Source organism: Burkholderia cepacia, from assembly GCF_001718835.1.
Classification (GTDB): Bacteria; Pseudomonadota; Gammaproteobacteria; order Burkholderiales; family Burkholderiaceae; genus Burkholderia; species Burkholderia cepacia_F.
On the sequence record NZ_CP013443.1, the window covers coordinates 2,549,465 to 2,565,300 of the forward strand.

The following is a 15,836-nucleotide window of genomic DNA, read 5'->3' on the forward strand; positions in this document are numbered from 1 at the left end:
CCGTCACGCGCCGTTCGCGGCGCGCCACGGCGCGCGGTCGTAGAAGTAGATCCCGTGCGGCGAACGGCCGACGGCGATCGTCTGCACCAGCTTGCGCGACGCCAGGTCGATGATCCCGACCTTCTTCGCGAAGCGGAACGTCACCCACAGCGTCTTCTTGTCGGCGGACAACTCCATGTCGTCCGGGCCCGGCAGCAGGCCGGTGATGTCGCCGACGTTGGTGAGCGTGTTCTCGTCGATGATGCTGATCGTGTTCGCGACCCGGTTCGTCACCGCGACGTGCGTGCCGTCGGCGAGCGAACGGAAGTTGTGCGCGCCCTTGCCGGTGTAGATCTGCTTGACGACCTTCTGGTTGCGCCAGTCGACCACCGCGACGTAATCCGCGCCCGTCATCCCGACGAGCAGGTACTTGTCGTCCGGCGTGAGCCACAGGCCGGCCGGCACCTTGCCGACCTTCATCTTCCACTTGACCGTCTGCGTCGGCAGGTCGATCGCCGCGATCTCGCCGGACACCTGCAGCGACACGAGCAGCGTCTTGCTGTCCTTCGTGAACGCGAGGTGGCTCGGCATGACTTCGAGCGGCACGCGCTTCACGAGCTTCAGGTCGCGGCCGTCGTAGCCGTAGATGTCGACGCGGTCGAGGCGCAGGCCGGCGGCCGCGAACCACTTGCGGTCGGGCGAGAAGCCGAGCTGGTAAGGATCGTCGATCCCCTCGACGGTGCGCTGCAGCTTGCCCGTCTTCGGATCGAGGAACATCAGGCTGTTCGAGACCGAATTTGCAACGATCAGCGACGAATTGTCGGGCGTTGCCATCAGGTGGTGCGGTTCCTTGCCGGTCGGCATCGTGCCGACGACCTGACGCGTCTGCTGGTCGATCAGGGAAAGCGTCGCTTCGGCCGAATTGAGGATGATCACGTTATTCGCGTGGGCGGCGGGCGCCAGCACGGCGGCGGCCAGCGCGAGCGTGCGGCCGAGGGAAAGGAAAGTGCGCATGAAGACTCACGTCGTGGAACAAGCGTCATTGTAAAACGGACGACCGCCCCCGCCGGTTGACGGAAACGGACGTTGCGCCACTTCGACGCAGGGCCGGCGGCGGCGTTCCCGCGCGCGCGAAAGATTCCCGCGCGGGGCGCGCCGCCGGCCGGCGGCCGGGACTAAACACCTAGCGCTGCATCGACTCCCAGACCTTGTGCAGACGCTTGACAGAGACAGGCATCGGCGTGCGCAGTTCCTGAGCGAACAGCGAAATCCGCAATTCCTCGAGCAGCCAGCGGAATTCCGCGAGCCGCGGATCGGCGACGCCGCCGCGCTGCGATACCGCGCGCTGGTACTGCTGGGCAAGCGGCAGCAGGTCGGCCGACTGCTTCGCGTCGCGCGCCGGATCGGCCTTCAGCTTGTCGATCCGCAGCGCGATGCCCTTCAGGTAGCGCGGGAAGTGCGCCAGTTGCGCGTAGGGCGTATCGATCACGAAGCGCTTGCCGACCAGCGCGGCAAGCTGCTGCTGCAGGTCCGCGTGCGCCTGCGCGAACGGCTTCGCCTGCGCGAGCTTCTTCACGAGCCCCGCGTATTCGGCCAGGACCTGCCCGACCAGCCGCGCGATTTCCTGCGCGAGCAGGTTCAGGCGGCTTCGGCCCTCGTCACGGCGCGCGTGGAAGCTCGCGTCGTCGTCGGGCAGCGGGTCCTGCAGGCACGCGCGGTCGAGCGCCGTGTCGATCAGCTGGTCGCGCAGTTCGTCCTGCGTGCCGAGCGACATGTACTGCATCGCCATCTCGCGCAGGCCCGGCAGGTTCTTCTCGAGGAACTTGATCGGCTCCTTCAGCTGCAGCGCGAACAATCGCCGCAGGCCGGCCCGGTGGATGCGCGCGGCCTCCTCCGGCGAATCGAACACCTCGACGTCGCAATGCGTGCCGCGATCGACGAGCGCCGGGTAGCCGTACAGCGTCTGGCCGCGCCGGCGGATCTCCAGCAGCTCGGGGAGCTTGCCGAAATTCCAGGTCGTCAGGTTCTCGTACAGCGCCGTCGCGCCGGCTTCCGCCGGAGCGGCGGTCTGCGGCGGTGCGCCCTTCCCGATCTTGCCGCCGCTCTTGCCGCCCTGCGCGGCGCCCGCGCCGGCGGACGGCGCCGCGGACGGGGCCGCATCGGCGTCGCCGCCGGCCGTGATCGTCGACGCCGCCGCGATCTTCTGGAACTGCTGCTGCGCCTGCGCGCCCAGCTCCTGGCGCAGCTGCGCGAGATTGCGCCCCATCGCGAGCTGGCGGCCGTGCTCGTCGACCACCTTGAAGTTCATGAACAGGTGCGCGGGCAGCGTCTCGAGCTTGAAGTCGGCCGTTTTCATCGCGACCTGCGTCTCGCCGCGCACATCGGCGATCAGCGCCTCGACGAGGCCGCCCGCGCCGAAGCGCTCGCGGCCCATCCGCTCGACGAAGCCGGCCGCGTACTCGGGCAGCGGCACGCAGTGCCGGCGCAGCTTCTGCGGCAGCGACTTCAGCAGCAACTGCACCTTTTCCTTCAGCATCCCCGGCACGAGCCACTCGCAGCGGCGCGCGTCGACCTGGTTCAGCGCATACAGCGGCACCGCGAGCGTCACGCCGTCGCGCGGCGTGCCCGGCTCGAAGTGATACGTGAGCGCCATCTCGACGCCGGCCATCGTCGCGCGCTTCGGGAACAGCTCGGTCGTCACGCCCGCCGCCTCGTGGCGCATCAGGTCGTCGCGCGACAGGTACAGCAGGCGCTGCCTGTCCTCCGGCTGGCCACCCTGCTTCACCTCGTCGCGATACCAGCGCTCGAACGCGGCCCCCGTGTGGATGCCCGCCGGAATCGCCTGGTCGTAGTACGCGTAGATCAACTCGTCGTCGACCAGCACGTCCTGCCGGCGCGACTTGTGCTCGAGCTGCTCGATGTCGGCGAGCAGCTTGCGGTTGTGCGCGAAGAACGGCAGCTTGGTGTCGAATTCGCCTTCGACCAGCGCGCCGCGAATGAACAGCTCGCGCGCCCGCGCCGGATCCTGCTTGCCGAACGCGACGCGCCGGCGGTGGTAGATCGGCAGCCCGTACAGCGTCGCGCGCTCGAACGCGCTGACCTGCGCGGGGCGCTTCTCCCAGTGCGGCTCCGACAGCGATTTCTTCAGCAGGTGCGCGCCGATCTTCTCGACCCATTCGGGCTCGATCTTCGCGAGGCAGCGTGCGTACAGCCGGCTCGTCTCGACGAGTTCGGCCGCCATCACCCAGCGGCCGGCCTTCTTCGCGAGCGCCGAGCCGGGCCACAGGTAGAACTTGATCCCGCGCGCGCCGAGATAGTGCGGATCGTCGTCGGCCTTCAGGCCGAGGTTGCCGAGCAGGCCCGTCAACAGGGCCAGATGCACCTGCTCGTAGGTCGCCTCGACCTCGTTGAGCCGCCAGCCGTGCTCGCGCACGACCGTCAGCAGCTGCGAATGGACGTCGCGCCATTCGCGCAGCCGCAGGTGCGACAGGAAGTTCTGCCGGCATGCGTCGATCAGCTGACGATTCGACTTCTTGTGCGCGACGGCCTCTTCGAACCACGCCCAGATCTTCAGCCACTGCAGGAACTCGGAACGCTCGTCGGCGAACCGGCGGTGCGCCTGGTCGGCCTGCTCCTGCGCCTCGATCGGCCGGTCGCGCGGGTCCTGCACGGACAGCGCGCTCGCGATGATCAGCACCTCGCGCAGCGACTGCTGGTCGCGCGCGGCGAGAATCATCCGGCCGACGCGCGGGTCGAGCGGCAGCCGCGCGAGTTCGCGGCCGAGCGGCGTCAGCGCGTTGTCGTCGTCGACCGCGCCGAGTTCGTTGAGCAGTTGATAGCCGTCCGCGATCGCGCGGCCGGGCGGCGGTTCGAGGAACGGGAACGATTCGATCGCCGTCAGGTGCAGCGACTTCATCCGCAGGATCACCGACGCGAGCGACGAGCGCAGGATTTCCGGATCGGTGAAGCGCGCGCGCGCCTGGTAGTCGCTTTCCTCGTACAGGCGGATGCAGACGCCGTCGGCCACGCGGCCGCAACGGCCCGCGCGCTGGTTCGCGGCAGCCTGCGAGATCGACTCGACCTGCAGCTGCTCGACCTTGTTCCGGTACGAATAGCGCTTCACGCGCGCGAGGCCGGTGTCGACCACGTAGCGGATGCCCGGCACCGTCAGCGAGGTTTCGGCCACGTTGGTCGCGAGCACGATCCGGCGCGCGTTCGACGCCTTGAACACCTTGTCCTGGTCGGCCGCCGAAAGCCGCGCGAACAGCGGCAGGATCTCGGTGTGCGGCGGATGGTGCTTGCGCAGCGCCTCGGCCGCCTCGCGGATCTCGCGCTCGCCGGGCAGGAACACCAGCACGTCGCCGGGGCCTTCGCGGCACAGCTCGTCGACCGCGTCGACGATCGCGTCCATCAGGTCGCGCTCGGTTTCGCGCGCGGTCTTCACGCGATCGCGGCCGCCCGTGCCCTCGGCGTTCTTCACCGCCGGGCGATCCTCGGCTACCGGCCGGTAGCGCATCTCGACCGGATACAGCCGCCCGCTCACCTCGATCACCGGCGCGGGACGTTCGTCGGTGCCGAAATGGCGTGCGAAGCGATCGGCGTCGATCGTCGCGGACGTGACGATCAGCTTCAGGTCCGGCCGCCTCGGCAGGATTTCCTTCAGGTAGCCGAGCAGGAAGTCGATGTTCAGGCTGCGCTCGTGCGCCTCGTCGATGATCAGCGTGTCGTACGCCTTCAGCAGCGGATCGGTCTGCGTCTCGGCGAGCAGGATCCCGTCCGTCATCAGCTTGACGGACGCGCCCGGCGCGAGATTGTCGGTAAAGCGCACCTTGTAGCCGACCACTTCGCCGAACGGCGTGCCGAGTTCCTCGGCGATCCGGCGGCCGGTCGACGATGCGGCCAGACGGCGCGGCTGCGTATGGCCGATCAGGCCCGTGCCGCCGGCGCCGAGGCCGCGGCCGAGATCGAGACAGATCTTCGGCAGCTGCGTGGTCTTGCCCGAGCCGGTTTCGCCGCAGACGATGACGACCTGATGACCGGCGATCGCGCGCGCGATTTCGTCGCGCTTGCCCGACACGGGCAGGCTTTCGGGGTAGGTGATCGGCGGAACGGGATTCGGCGGGACGGTGGCGCGCGGCGGACGCTCGCGGCGCGGCGCGCCGGACTCGCGCGGCGCATCGCGCCGTTCTCGTTGCGGCTCGCGCTGCGGCTGGGCCTGCGACTCGCTGCGTCGCTCGCGTTGCTGCCCGCGCTGCGGATTGCCCGTCGGCGCGCGTGACGTCCGGTCCTCAGGCTGGCGCGCGTCGGCCGCACCATCCGGGTGCTTCGCCGACGGCGTATTGGCCCGCGTCGGCGCGGGACTTTTAGAAACATTCGACATGGGGGCGCATTATAATCCCGCCCATGAATTCCCAAACCGACCTCCCCCCCGCCCAGACCGGCGCCGCGACGCCGCCGGCCGCCGACGATTCGGCCGCCAGTCACGCGCAGTTCGTCGACTGGATGCGCTCCGTCGCGCCCTATATCCACAAGTTCCGCAACAGCACGTTCGTCGTGGGGTTCGGCGGCGAGGTGGTGCAGCAGGGGCTCCTGAACGCGCTCGTGTCCGACATCGCGCTGCTGCAGGCGATGGGTATCCAGATCGTGCTGGTGCACGGCTCGCGCCCGCAGGTCGAGGAGCAGCTGAGCCTGCACGGTGTCGAATCCGAGTTTTCGCACGGGCTGCGCATCACCGATGCGCGCGCGCTCGAATCCGCAAAGGAAGCGGCCGGTGAGGTGCGTCTCGACATCGAGGCCGCGATCAGCCAGGGGCTGCCGAACTCGCCGATGGCGCACGCGCACATCAGCGTCGTGTCGGGCAACTTCGTGACCGCGCGGCCGGTGGGGATTCTCGACGGGGTCGATTTCGCGCATACGGGCATCGTGCGCAAGATCGACGCCGAGTCGATCCGTCATTCTCTCGCGAGCCGCAAGCTCGTGCTGCTGTCGCCGCTCGGCTTCTCGCCGACCGGCGAAGCGTTCAACCTGTCGATGGAAGACGTCGCGTCGGCCGCCGCGATCGCACTGCGCGCCGACAAGATCATCTTCCTGACCGAAGCGCCCGGCATCGTCGACGACGAAGGCGAGCTGGTGCGCGAAATGTCGCTCGACGCGGCCGCCGAGCTGCTCGATTCCGGCAACGTCCAGGGCGACGACGCGTTCTTCCTGAAGCACTCGATCCGCGCATGCCGCGGCGGCGTGACCCGGGCCCACCTGATCCCGCAGTCGCTCGACGGCAGCATGCTGCTCGAACTGTTCCTGCACGACGGCGTCGGCACGATGATCTCGTACGAGAACCTCGAGAGCCTGCGCGAAGCGACGCCGGACGACGTGGGCGGCATCCTGTCGCTGATCGAGCCGCTCGAGTCGGACGGCACGCTGGTGCGCCGCGGCCGCCACCAGATCGAACGCGACATCGACCACTTCTCCGTGATCGAGCACGATGGCGTGCTGTTCGGCTGCGCGGCGCTGTATCCGTACCAGCAGGAGAAGATCGGCGAGATGGCGTGCCTGACGGTCGCGCCGGAAGCGCAGGGCTCGGGCGACGGCGAACGCCTGCTCAAGCGCATCGAGCAGCGCGCCCGCGCGCGCGGCCTTACGCACATCTTCGTGCTCACGACGCGCACCGAGCACTGGTTCCTCAAGCGCGGCTTCGTCAAGGTCAGCGTCGACGACCTCCCCGAAGACCGCCGCAAACTCTATAACTGGCAGCGCAAGTCGCTCGTGCTGATGAAGCAGCTCTGAGCGCAGGCACGACTGCCCTCCCCCCAGTTCGATTACAGGAGAAGTACACGATGGCTCGAATGATCCAATGCGCGAAGCTCGGCAAGGAAGCCGAAGGCCTCGATTTCCCGCCGCTGCCGGGCGAACTCGGCAAGCGCATTTACGAGAGCGTCTCGAAGGAAGCGTGGCAGGGCTGGCTCAAGCAGCAGACGATGCTGATCAACGAAAACCGCCTGAACATGGCCGACCCGCGCGCGCGCCAGTACCTGATGAAGCAGACGGAAAAATACTTCTTCGGCGACGGCGCGGACCAGGCGTCCGGCTACGTGCCGCCGACGGAAGGCTGACGCGGTTCGAGCGGCCGGCTTCGGCCGGTCTTGCAGCGAAACCGAAAACGGCACCGTGCGACGCGCGGTGCCGTTTTCGTTTTGGGGGGCGACTTCCGGCGGCGACAGCGCGCGCCGCGCCGCTCAGCCGGCCGGCTTCAGCGCACCGCCGTCGCCCGCCTGCTCCGGCCCGCTCGCCGCGTTGTCGGCGCCCCATTCGGCCGCGTCGCTGCGTTCGGCCGTCGACAGTTCGTCCGCGCGATACCCGGTGCGATTCAGCAGCGCGAGCATGCACACGAGCGACACGAACGCGTAAAGCCCCGATGCGACCGCGACGCCGACGATGCTGCCGGTCGCGTTGAGGATCGCCTGCGCGAGCACGGGCGTGCCGCCGCCGACGACGAGCGCGCTCAGCTGATACGCGAGCGACAGGCCCGTGTAGCGGATGTTCGCCGGGAACACGCGCGCGAGCACGCCGCCGACCGCGCCGTAGAACATCGCCGACGGAATCGTCGAGATGCACATGCCCGCGACAGCGACCCAGTACGAACGCGTCGCGAGCGCATGGAACATCACCGGCATCAGCACGATTTCCGGAATCAGGATCCAGCACATCGCGCGGCGCATGTCGATCTTCGACACGAACCACGCGCCGACCGGCTGCATCAGGAACTGCACGACGAGCGAGATCGACAGGATGCCGAGGAACGTGCCCTGCGCGTAACCGAGTTCCTTCGTCGCCCACGACAGCGCGAACGTGCTGCGGAAGTACGTGACGTTGATCACCGGCAGCGTGCCGGCCGCGAGCAGCACGACGACCCAGTGATCGCGCACGACGTCGCGCAGCGGCAGCTTCACGGTGCGCTTGCGCGCGAGCACGCGCTGCATGTCGGCCGACTCCTCGAGCTTCAGCCGGATCACCATGCCGATGATCACCAGCACAGCCGACAGCAGGAACGGAATGCGCCAGCCCCACATCAGGAACGACGGTGTCGGCAGCGCGCTCAGCGCGAAGAACGCGGCCGTGGCCAGCAGGTTGCCGGTGGGCGAACCCTGCTGCGCGAACGCCGCGTACAGGATGCTGCGATGCTTCGGCGCGTTCTCGCTCGCGATCAGCACCGCGCCGCCCCACTCGCCGCCGACCGCGATGCCCTGCAGCACGCGCAGCGCGACGAGGCCGGCGGGCGCCCACACGCCGATCGATGCATAGCCCGGCAACAGGCCGATGCCGGTCGTCGCGAGCCCCATCATCACCAGCGTGATCACGAGCGCGGTCTTGCGGCCGACACGATCGCCGAGATGCCCGAACACGATGCCGCCGAGCGGCCGCGCGGCGAAGCCGGCCCAGAACGTGACGAACGCAAGCAGCGTCGCGACGCCGGGATCCATCGTGCTCGAAAAGAACACCTTGCCGAACACGAGCGCCGCGGCCGTGCCGTAAATGTAGAAGTCGTACCACTCGATCGTGGTGCCGACGAACGCCGCGAAGGCGGCGCGGCCGGGCCGCGGGTTCGCGGCGGGAAGGGATTGCGGTTGGCTCATCGATGTCTCCATGTCTGTGATCGGTGGCGCGACTGTCGCGCGCCTTTTCCGGATGGCCGGGCTGTGCCGCCGGCCGGCGGCCTCGCGTCAGTCGGGCGCCTTCAGCACACCGGCGTCGAGCAGTTGCTGCTGGAGCGCGGGATCGACGCCGAGGCGATCGAGCACCGCGCGCGTGTCGCCGCCCAGCGCGGGCGGCGGCGAACGATAGGTAGCCGGCGTACGCGACAGCTTCACCGGCGACGCGGTGCCGCGATACGCGCCGATCTCGACGAACAGGTTCCGGTGCAGCGCATGCGGATCGTGCGCGACGTCGGCCACCGTTCGCACCGGCCCGCACGGCACGCCGGCCGCCATCAGGTCGCGCGCGAGCGGCTCGCATGCGTGCGCGGCGAGCCGCGCTTCCAGTTCGGCCTTCAGCTCGGGACGGTGCGCGCAGCGGCTGCGGTTGTCGACGAAGCGTGGATCGCCCGCGAGCGCCGGCACGCCGAGATGCGTGACGAGCCGCGCGAACTGCCGGTCGTTGCCGATCGCGAGGAAGATCGGCACGGTCGCCGTGCGGTAGCTGTCGTATGGCGCGATGTTCGGATGCGCGTTGCCGCTGCGCGCCGGCACGCGCCCCGAACCGAAGAAGTTCGGCAGGTGCGGATGCAGCAGCGACACGCCGCAGTCGTACAGCGCGATGTCGATCGACTGCCCGCATCCGCTTTTCTCGCGCTCCGCGAGCGCCAGCAGGATGCCCGCGAGCGCATTGAGGCCCGTGACCATGTCGACGATCGGCAGACCGATGCGCGTCGCGTCGCCATCGCGCTCGCCGTTGACGCTCATCAGCCCCGCCATCGCCTGGATCACCGCGTCGTAGCCGGGCAGCCCGCCGAGCGGGCCCGCTTCGCCGAAGCCCGTCACCGCGCAGTGGATCAGGCGCGGGAAGCGCGGCTGCAGGTTGCGCGCGTAATCCATTCCCCAGCGCGCGAGCGTGCCGGGCTTGAAGTTCTCGACGAGCACGTCGGCCTCTTCGAGCAGGCGCCACAGGATCGCGCGCCCCTCGTCGCGCGACAGGTCGAGCGCGAGCCCTTCCTTGTTGCGGTTCACGCCCATGAAGTACCACGCGGTATCGCCGAGGAACGGCGGCCCCCAGCCGCGCGTCTCGTCGCCGCCCGGCGGCTCGATCTTGACCACCGTCGCCCCGTGGTCGGCGAGTGCCTGCGTGCAGTACGGGCCGCCGAGCACGCGGCTCAGGTCGACGACCTTCAGGCCGTCCAGTGCGCCTTGCACGCGATGCGGTCATCGTTCGACCTCCGGCAGCAGGTCGAGCGCTGCGTCGAGCGACACCGGCGCGCCGCGCAGCAGCGCGTCGACCGTCGCCGCCTCGTCGTGGCACGCGCGGCGCGACGGCGGCGCAAGCGGGTCGACCGGCAGCAGCTTGTGGCGCACGACCAGGTGCGCGAGCGCAAGACGGCGATGGTCCGGCGCCGTGCATACGCCCTCGCACGCCATCAGCACGGCCGCGCTTGCGTAGTACAGCGCGGACGCGGCCTGCCGCACCCCTGCGTCGTCGCCGCTCGCCGCGACCTGCGCGAGCGCATCGGTTGCGCGCGCGAGCACGCGCCTGAACACGGTGCGGCTCGCGTCCGGCAACGGCGCCTGGCCGAGCCGGTCGGCGAGGAACGCATGCAGCGCGTCGAGCGCCTGCTCGCGCTGCGCGGCCCGCGCGACGTCCAGCGCGACGATGTTGCTCGTGCCTTCCCAGATCGAGCCGAGATGCGCATCGCGCACGATGCGCGCGTCGCTCCACTCCTCGATGTAGCCGGTGCCGCCGCGCACTTCCATCGCATCGCCCGTCACGCGGCGCGCATCGCGGCACGCGCGGAACTTGATCAGCGGCGTCAGGATCCGCACGCAGCGCGCGGCCTGCTCGTCGCCCGCATCGGCCTGCGGCAGCAGCAGCGCGATCTGCATGAACATCGCGCGCGCGGCCTCGGCCGGCAGCAGCATCTTCAGCAACTGGCGCTGCATCAGCGGCATCTCGATCAGCTTGCGGCCGAACGCCTCGCGGTGCGCGGCGACGTGCAGCGCCTCGTTCAGCGCGCGCCGCATCAGCCCCGCCGCGCGCACGCCGTTCGACAGCCGCGACATGTTGATCATGTCGGCCATCTGGTGAAAACCGCGGCCGATCTCGCCGATCAGGAAAGCCTGCGCGCCTTCGAGCGCGATCTCGCCGCTCGCCATCGACCGGCTGCCGAGCTTGTCCTTCAGGCGCACGATCCGGTAGCGGTTGCGCGTGCCGTCCGGCAGCGTCTTCGGCAGCAGGAACAGTGCAAGGCCCTTGATGCCGTCCGGCGCGCCGTCGGGCCGCGCGAGCACCATCGCGAGATCGGCGTCCGCGTTCGAGCAGAACCACTTGTCGCCGGTCAGGCGCCAGACGGTCTCGCCGTGTGCATCCGTCTCGCGCGTCGCCCGCGTGGCGATCCGGCCGACGTCGGAACCCGCCGCCTGCTCGGTCATGAACATCGCGCCCTGGTACAGCGTGTCGAAGTCGCGCGACGCGAGCCTCGGCAGGTAGCGCGCGACGAGCGCCGGATCGCCGAAGCGGCGCAGCGTACGCGTCAGCGAATCGGTCATGCTGACCGGGCAGCACAGCCCGAATTCGGCCTGCACGAACAGGAACGTCAGCGCGTACTTGACGAGCGGCGATGCCGGGACGCGCTGGTGGCTCAGCGACGCGAGCCCGAGTTCGGCATACGCGACACGTTCGAGCGCGACATACGCGGGATCCTTGTCGATCCGCTGCACGGCCTCGCCGCGCCGGTTGCGGTGCTCGAGCACCGGCGGATGCTTGTCCGCGCGCGACGCCCATTCGTCGAGCTCGCCGCTGACGCGCGCGCCGAGCGCGTGCAGCTGCGGTTCGAGTTCCGCATATCGCGCATCGCCGAGATGGAGCCTCAGCAGCACGCCCAGATCCGGATCCGCGATGAAGAAATCGAGGCCCCGGCTGTCGGGGATGTTGGATGCGCCGGTGGTCGGCGCGCGATCGATGTCGTTCAAGTCGGTGTCTCCTGCCCATGCCAAGCGGTCCGATCAGCGTAGGCCCGCGATCGATAAGCGTCCAATACAGGATTTATCCGGTACGATAGATATCGCTTATCGATGCCGAAGCCAGGGGGAAGAGGCGATGGAACTGAAGCAGCTTCGATATTTCGTGGCGGTCGCCGAGGAGCTGCATTTCGGGCGCGCGGCAAAGCGCCTGTTCATCTCGCAGCCGGCGCTGAGTTTCGATATCCGCAAGTTCGAGGACGCGCTCGGCGTGCAGCTGTTCTCGCGCACCAACAAGACCGTCGCGCTGACCAACGCGGGCGAGGTGCTGCTCGGCGAAGCGCGCCGGCTGCTGCTGCAGGCGGCCGAGGCCGAGCGCCTGACGGTGCGCTCCGCGTCCGGTCTCGCGGGCCGGCTGCGGATCGGCTTCGTCCATTCGATGCTGTATCGCGGGCTGCCCGATGCGGTGCGGCGCTTCGAGGCCGACTATCCGGGCGTCGAGGTCGTGCTGAGCGAGATGAACACGCAGGCGCAGGTGCAGGCGATCCAGCGCGGCCAGATCGATCTCGGCTACGCGCACTGGGGCCACTTCCCGCCCGAGGTCGAATCGGCGCCCGTCTATGCGGAACCGTTCGTGTGCTGCCTGCCGGCCGCGCACCCGCTCGCGCGGCGCAGGCAGGTCGCGCTCGCCGCGCTGGCCGCGGAGCCGTTCATCCTGTTCCCGCGCGAAGCGGCGCCGCACTATCACGACCTGATCATCGCGCAATGCGTGAACGCGGGATTCAGTCCGCTGATCCGTCACGAAGCGCGGCTGTGGCAGACGATCCTGTCGATGATCGAGTTCGGGATGGGTATCGCACTGGTGCCGCGCGTGCTGCAACAGGTGAAGAGCGACCGGCTCGCGTTCCGGCCGCTGAAGGATGCGTCGCTCGAATCGCGCACGCTCGCGCTGAAGCGCAGCGGCACGGCCGAGCCGGTTGCGCTGCGCTTCGCCGACTATCTGCGCGCGTCGATCGATGCGCTGCCGGTGCTCGCGGGGTGAGCCGCGCCGGTGTCGCGACGGCGTGCCGGCTGGCGTTCGTCACGAACTTCGAGGCCGTCCACGACACGAATGTGCGTGCCCGTAAAAATATTTGCAGAAAGTGCTTTACGAACCCGAAAAAGCCTGACATAATTTCAGCTTCTTTGGGCGGTTAGCTCAGCGGTAGAGCACTGCCTTCACACGGCAGGGGTCACTGGTTCGATCCCAGTACCGCCCACCAAAGAATTCGCCGCTTGTGGCGACGCGTCAAACGCTGGATCGAGCAGTTCTCTCCGGCGCCAGCGCAAAGCCACTAGGCAAAGAAAAAGCCCTGCGCTCGCAGGGCTTTTTTTTCGTCCGCGCAGGAGTAGCTACTCAACGCAGCCCTCCCTATACAACTACTCGTTCGCGAGTCCCGCCTTTATTGCGGCCACCAGCTGCCTCGCCTCATCGCCATTTTTTCCGAACCACGCCGAAGTAAGCCTGTCCCGAAGCTTCCAAACTTCGATACCCAATTCCTCGGCAAGCACGGGAAACACCTTCTTCGCAAACTTGCTCCCCACCAAACCGACGCCGGCAACCTTTGCACGATCGAATGCCTCACTCACCCCATTGAGAAGACCATCAGCGGCAGCGACGTTCTCTTCCGCTAGCATCAGCTCTTCCGGGGCACAATTCCCGGGCAACGAAAAAACATGCTTCTCGGGTGCCGGACCGATATCCGGGTCGCGCACCCCAACCGCCCTCACCCCCTCACCCCGGAACGTCTGAACCAGCTGGTAAACCTCATGGGTATTTCCAACCGGAACGATGCATGTGTTGCGCAACATCGCTCGATCGCAGCGCTCCAAGATATCCGTCAAGAATCCCTGAGCCATGACATCTTCAACCAGGATCAGATCTTTGTTCGTCCTCACCACACTAGACAGCTCACGAGCAGCAGTAATGAACGGAACGCGAGGGATCACATCCACCCCTACTTTTCTTCGCACCACCAAAACCCGCGCCTCTTCGGGCAGGGTCTCGAACAACTCCGCAGAATGGGTACTCAGAACAATCTGATGCCCCTTCCGCCGCGCAACGTTCATGAGATACCACGCCAGCCCACGTTGCGCGTCGGGATGCAAAGTAATCTCCGGCTCTTCCAGCAAGATAAGAGCGCGCGCAGGCAGAGCCTCAATCGCCCGCATCATGCGAATGACTTTCTGCTCGCCGGCCCCCATATGCGGCTCCGCATAACCGTACCCACCTCGATTCACCAACGGCAGATCATCGGTCCAAGGCCCAACCTCAAAGCCAACGGTATGCATCGTCCCGTCCAAGTATGGAACCCCCAACACTTTGGATATGGAATTGAGCAATGGAGGGTCAAACTTCGCGCTTGCCTTGATTTCAATCTGCGATCGAAAGACATGCAATCGATCCTTACGCTCGATTCGAGGCGCGAAAGTTGAGATCCCAAAAAACTGCACATGTCGCGCCGGATTATTCCGCCGCGGGTAACCCCAACGCGTGCGCTCTTTTACGTAGGGAATCGATAGGCCGGGGGCATCATTCCAGAAGCTAAACGTCACGGATGATCCAGCATCAAATGCCGGCGTTTCATCTTTTATAGCGGCGCGGACCCAATCGCCGATTTTGTGATGCCTACCGCCTTCGTTCTTCACATAGGCGGCAGAACACAACTGCAGAATAGTGGTCTTCCCCCCGCCATTCGCACCAGCGATCGCAGTTACCGGCCACGAGAACTCCAAACCAGCCGTCATACCTCGCACTGCTTGGACCTTGACTGACTTCAGGATGTTGCCAAAGAGTCCATTACGAGCAGCCGGATTACCCCAAATCTTCGAGATTTCCTCGCATTCTTTTGCAATGTCTGCATCCGTAGCCATGGAACAAGTCCTAGTATTTATTGATTGGCGATAGTCGCAAGAACCACGGTACTAGAATCTTGGCACCTGAACAGAACTTAGGGCCAAAGTTGCCGCGCATGCTTCACGCGCAGAATCTCTACCGCGTCTGTTTCAATGCTGTACAAGACAACGTAATTGTGATGCACCACCATCTCTCTCGTTCCGGAAACCCGCCCGGCTCGGTACAACCTCGGGCGAACCCTCAACCCCTCAACCTTTTCACGAATCATCTGCACCAAGGCTAATGCGGCATCCGAATCATCCTCCCCGATGTTCTCCAAAATGCTCAACAGGTCTTCCTCGGCCATCGGCCGCCACTTAAGTCTTAGCACGCTTCCCCTTTCGCATCGCTTCGACGCGGGCCAGAGCCTTTTTCATTACGTCCTCATGCTCGATACTCGGGCGCGGGTCGTCGATCGACGCCTGCACCTGCTCGCGCAACCATTTGTCATAGGCCGCCGCGTTCGCGTGCGTCTGCTTCATCGCCGCCGCACGATCCGGACGGCTCGAACGCTCGATCTCGACCTCATCCGGTCGCCACGCTTCGAGCGAGAACCGCCCCGACTGCAACCCTAGCTCGCGGATCACCTCAAGCGCCTTGACAGGGTTCCGAAACGCTCGCGGCCGACGATTGTTCGACGTGACCAGCACGGCCGTTCCGGCCGTCCGCGTCTCCAGCTCGACGTAGAATGAACCGCCCTCGGCTTTGAGAACAGCCGACAGGACACCGCCCGCATGTGCGGCGGCAGCAGCCTGAGACACATCTAACGTTTTCATGGCACAACCTTTAGTAGATAACGGCACGATCTATAATACATCGTGCCACAGTCAATAGCATTCCGCCCCCTTTATTTGACGTAAAACCTCATCCAGTCTTCTGCACCTACACCTAGGCGTGCAGCGTTCGCACCGCCTCGTGCCCCATATGTGGTGCCAGATGCGCATATCGTTCCGTCACCGTGATTGACGAGTGCCCGAGCAAATCCTTCACGACGTACAGCGACACGCCCGCCATGACGAGCCACGAAGCGAAGGTGTGGCGCAGGTCGTGCACTCTGAAATCGTCAATCCCCGCGCGAGCGCATGCGGCGCGGAACCCCTTCTGAATCGTGGTGATGCGATCGCCCGACGCCACCGCGAACACCCACGGCGAACGAGGCACCGTCACCCGCACCCATTCGCGCTGGTCCCTCAAAGCCGCCATCGCCTCATCGTTCAGGGCACCACGCGGCGCTTGCCGTTCTTCGTATCACCCGGCTCCAG

The 15,836-nt window shown here is 66.8% G+C and carries 12 protein-coding genes and 1 tRNA gene; 4 read left to right on the forward strand and 9 right to left on the reverse strand.

The annotated features are described in order from the left end of the window. Positions 1-3 precede the first annotated feature (3 nt). The gene (locus WT26_RS14980; protein WP_027786950.1) at positions 4-993 is read right to left on the reverse strand and encodes a beta-propeller fold lactonase family protein; all 990 of its coding nucleotides are present in this window, start codon (positions 991-993) and stop codon (positions 4-6) included. 169 nt (positions 994-1,162) lie between these two features. Beyond that, positions 1,163-5,359: an ATP-dependent RNA helicase HrpA gene (gene hrpA, locus WT26_RS14985; RefSeq protein ID WP_069273180.1), complete on the reverse strand. Its 4,197-nt coding sequence runs from the start codon at positions 5,357-5,359 to the stop codon at positions 1,163-1,165. Positions 5,360-5,382: 23 nt separating this feature from the next. On the opposite strand from hrpA, the gene argA reads away from it, so the two are divergent. Further along, positions 5,383-6,762 (forward strand): amino-acid N-acetyltransferase, encoded by a 1,380-nt coding sequence (gene argA / locus WT26_RS14990; protein WP_014896599.1) that lies wholly within the window; start codon positions 5,383-5,385, stop codon positions 6,760-6,762. Between the two features lie 50 nt (positions 6,763-6,812). Continuing rightward, positions 6,813-7,088 (forward strand): oxidative damage protection protein, encoded by a 276-nt coding sequence (locus WT26_RS14995; RefSeq protein ID WP_006478357.1) that lies wholly within the window; start codon positions 6,813-6,815, stop codon positions 7,086-7,088. A 123-nt stretch (positions 7,089-7,211) separates the two neighbouring features. On the opposite strand, the gene WT26_RS15000 is transcribed toward WT26_RS14995, so the two are convergent. From WT26_RS15000 to WT26_RS15010, 3 genes are all read right to left on the reverse strand, one after another. Further along, positions 7,212-8,609: an MFS transporter gene (locus WT26_RS15000; protein WP_069273774.1), complete on the reverse strand. Its 1,398-nt coding sequence runs from the start codon at positions 8,607-8,609 to the stop codon at positions 7,212-7,214. Between the two features lie 87 nt (positions 8,610-8,696). Further along, complete coding sequence (locus WT26_RS15005; RefSeq protein ID WP_069273181.1) at positions 8,697-9,881, reverse strand: CaiB/BaiF CoA transferase family protein; 1,185 nt, start codon at positions 9,879-9,881, stop codon at positions 8,697-8,699. A 9-nt stretch (positions 9,882-9,890) separates the two neighbouring features. Beyond that, positions 9,891-11,651 (reverse strand): acyl-CoA dehydrogenase family protein, encoded by a 1,761-nt coding sequence (locus WT26_RS15010; protein ID WP_069273182.1) that lies wholly within the window; start codon positions 11,649-11,651, stop codon positions 9,891-9,893. A gap of 127 nt (positions 11,652-11,778) precedes the next feature. Between WT26_RS15010 and WT26_RS15015 the strand changes: the two genes are divergently transcribed. Beyond that, positions 11,779-12,681, forward strand: coding sequence for a LysR family transcriptional regulator (locus WT26_RS15015; RefSeq protein WP_069273183.1), 903 nt, complete (start codon positions 11,779-11,781; stop codon positions 12,679-12,681). A gap of 145 nt (positions 12,682-12,826) precedes the next feature. Then, positions 12,827-12,901 (forward strand) — tRNA-Val (locus tag WT26_RS15020). 157 nt (positions 12,902-13,058) lie between these two features. On the opposite strand, the gene WT26_RS15025 is transcribed toward WT26_RS15020, so the two are convergent. The 4 genes from WT26_RS15025 to WT26_RS15040 form a co-directional block, all read right to left on the reverse strand. Further along, complete coding sequence (locus WT26_RS15025; protein ID WP_080485668.1) at positions 13,059-14,552, reverse strand: ATP-dependent nuclease; 1,494 nt, start codon at positions 14,550-14,552, stop codon at positions 13,059-13,061. Between the two features lie 77 nt (positions 14,553-14,629). Then, positions 14,630-14,881 (reverse strand): type II toxin-antitoxin system RelE/ParE family toxin, encoded by a 252-nt coding sequence (locus WT26_RS15030; protein WP_060076964.1) that lies wholly within the window; start codon positions 14,879-14,881, stop codon positions 14,630-14,632. Between the two features lie 10 nt (positions 14,882-14,891). Beyond that, positions 14,892-15,350 (reverse strand): hypothetical protein, encoded by a 459-nt coding sequence (locus tag WT26_RS15035; RefSeq protein WP_004550170.1) that lies wholly within the window; start codon positions 15,348-15,350, stop codon positions 14,892-14,894. A gap of 112 nt (positions 15,351-15,462) precedes the next feature. Next, a complete protein-coding gene (locus WT26_RS15040; protein WP_230461573.1) occupies positions 15,463-15,777 on the reverse strand; it encodes a tyrosine-type recombinase/integrase in 315 nt (104 codons plus the stop codon). Positions 15,778-15,836 lie beyond the last annotated feature (59 nt).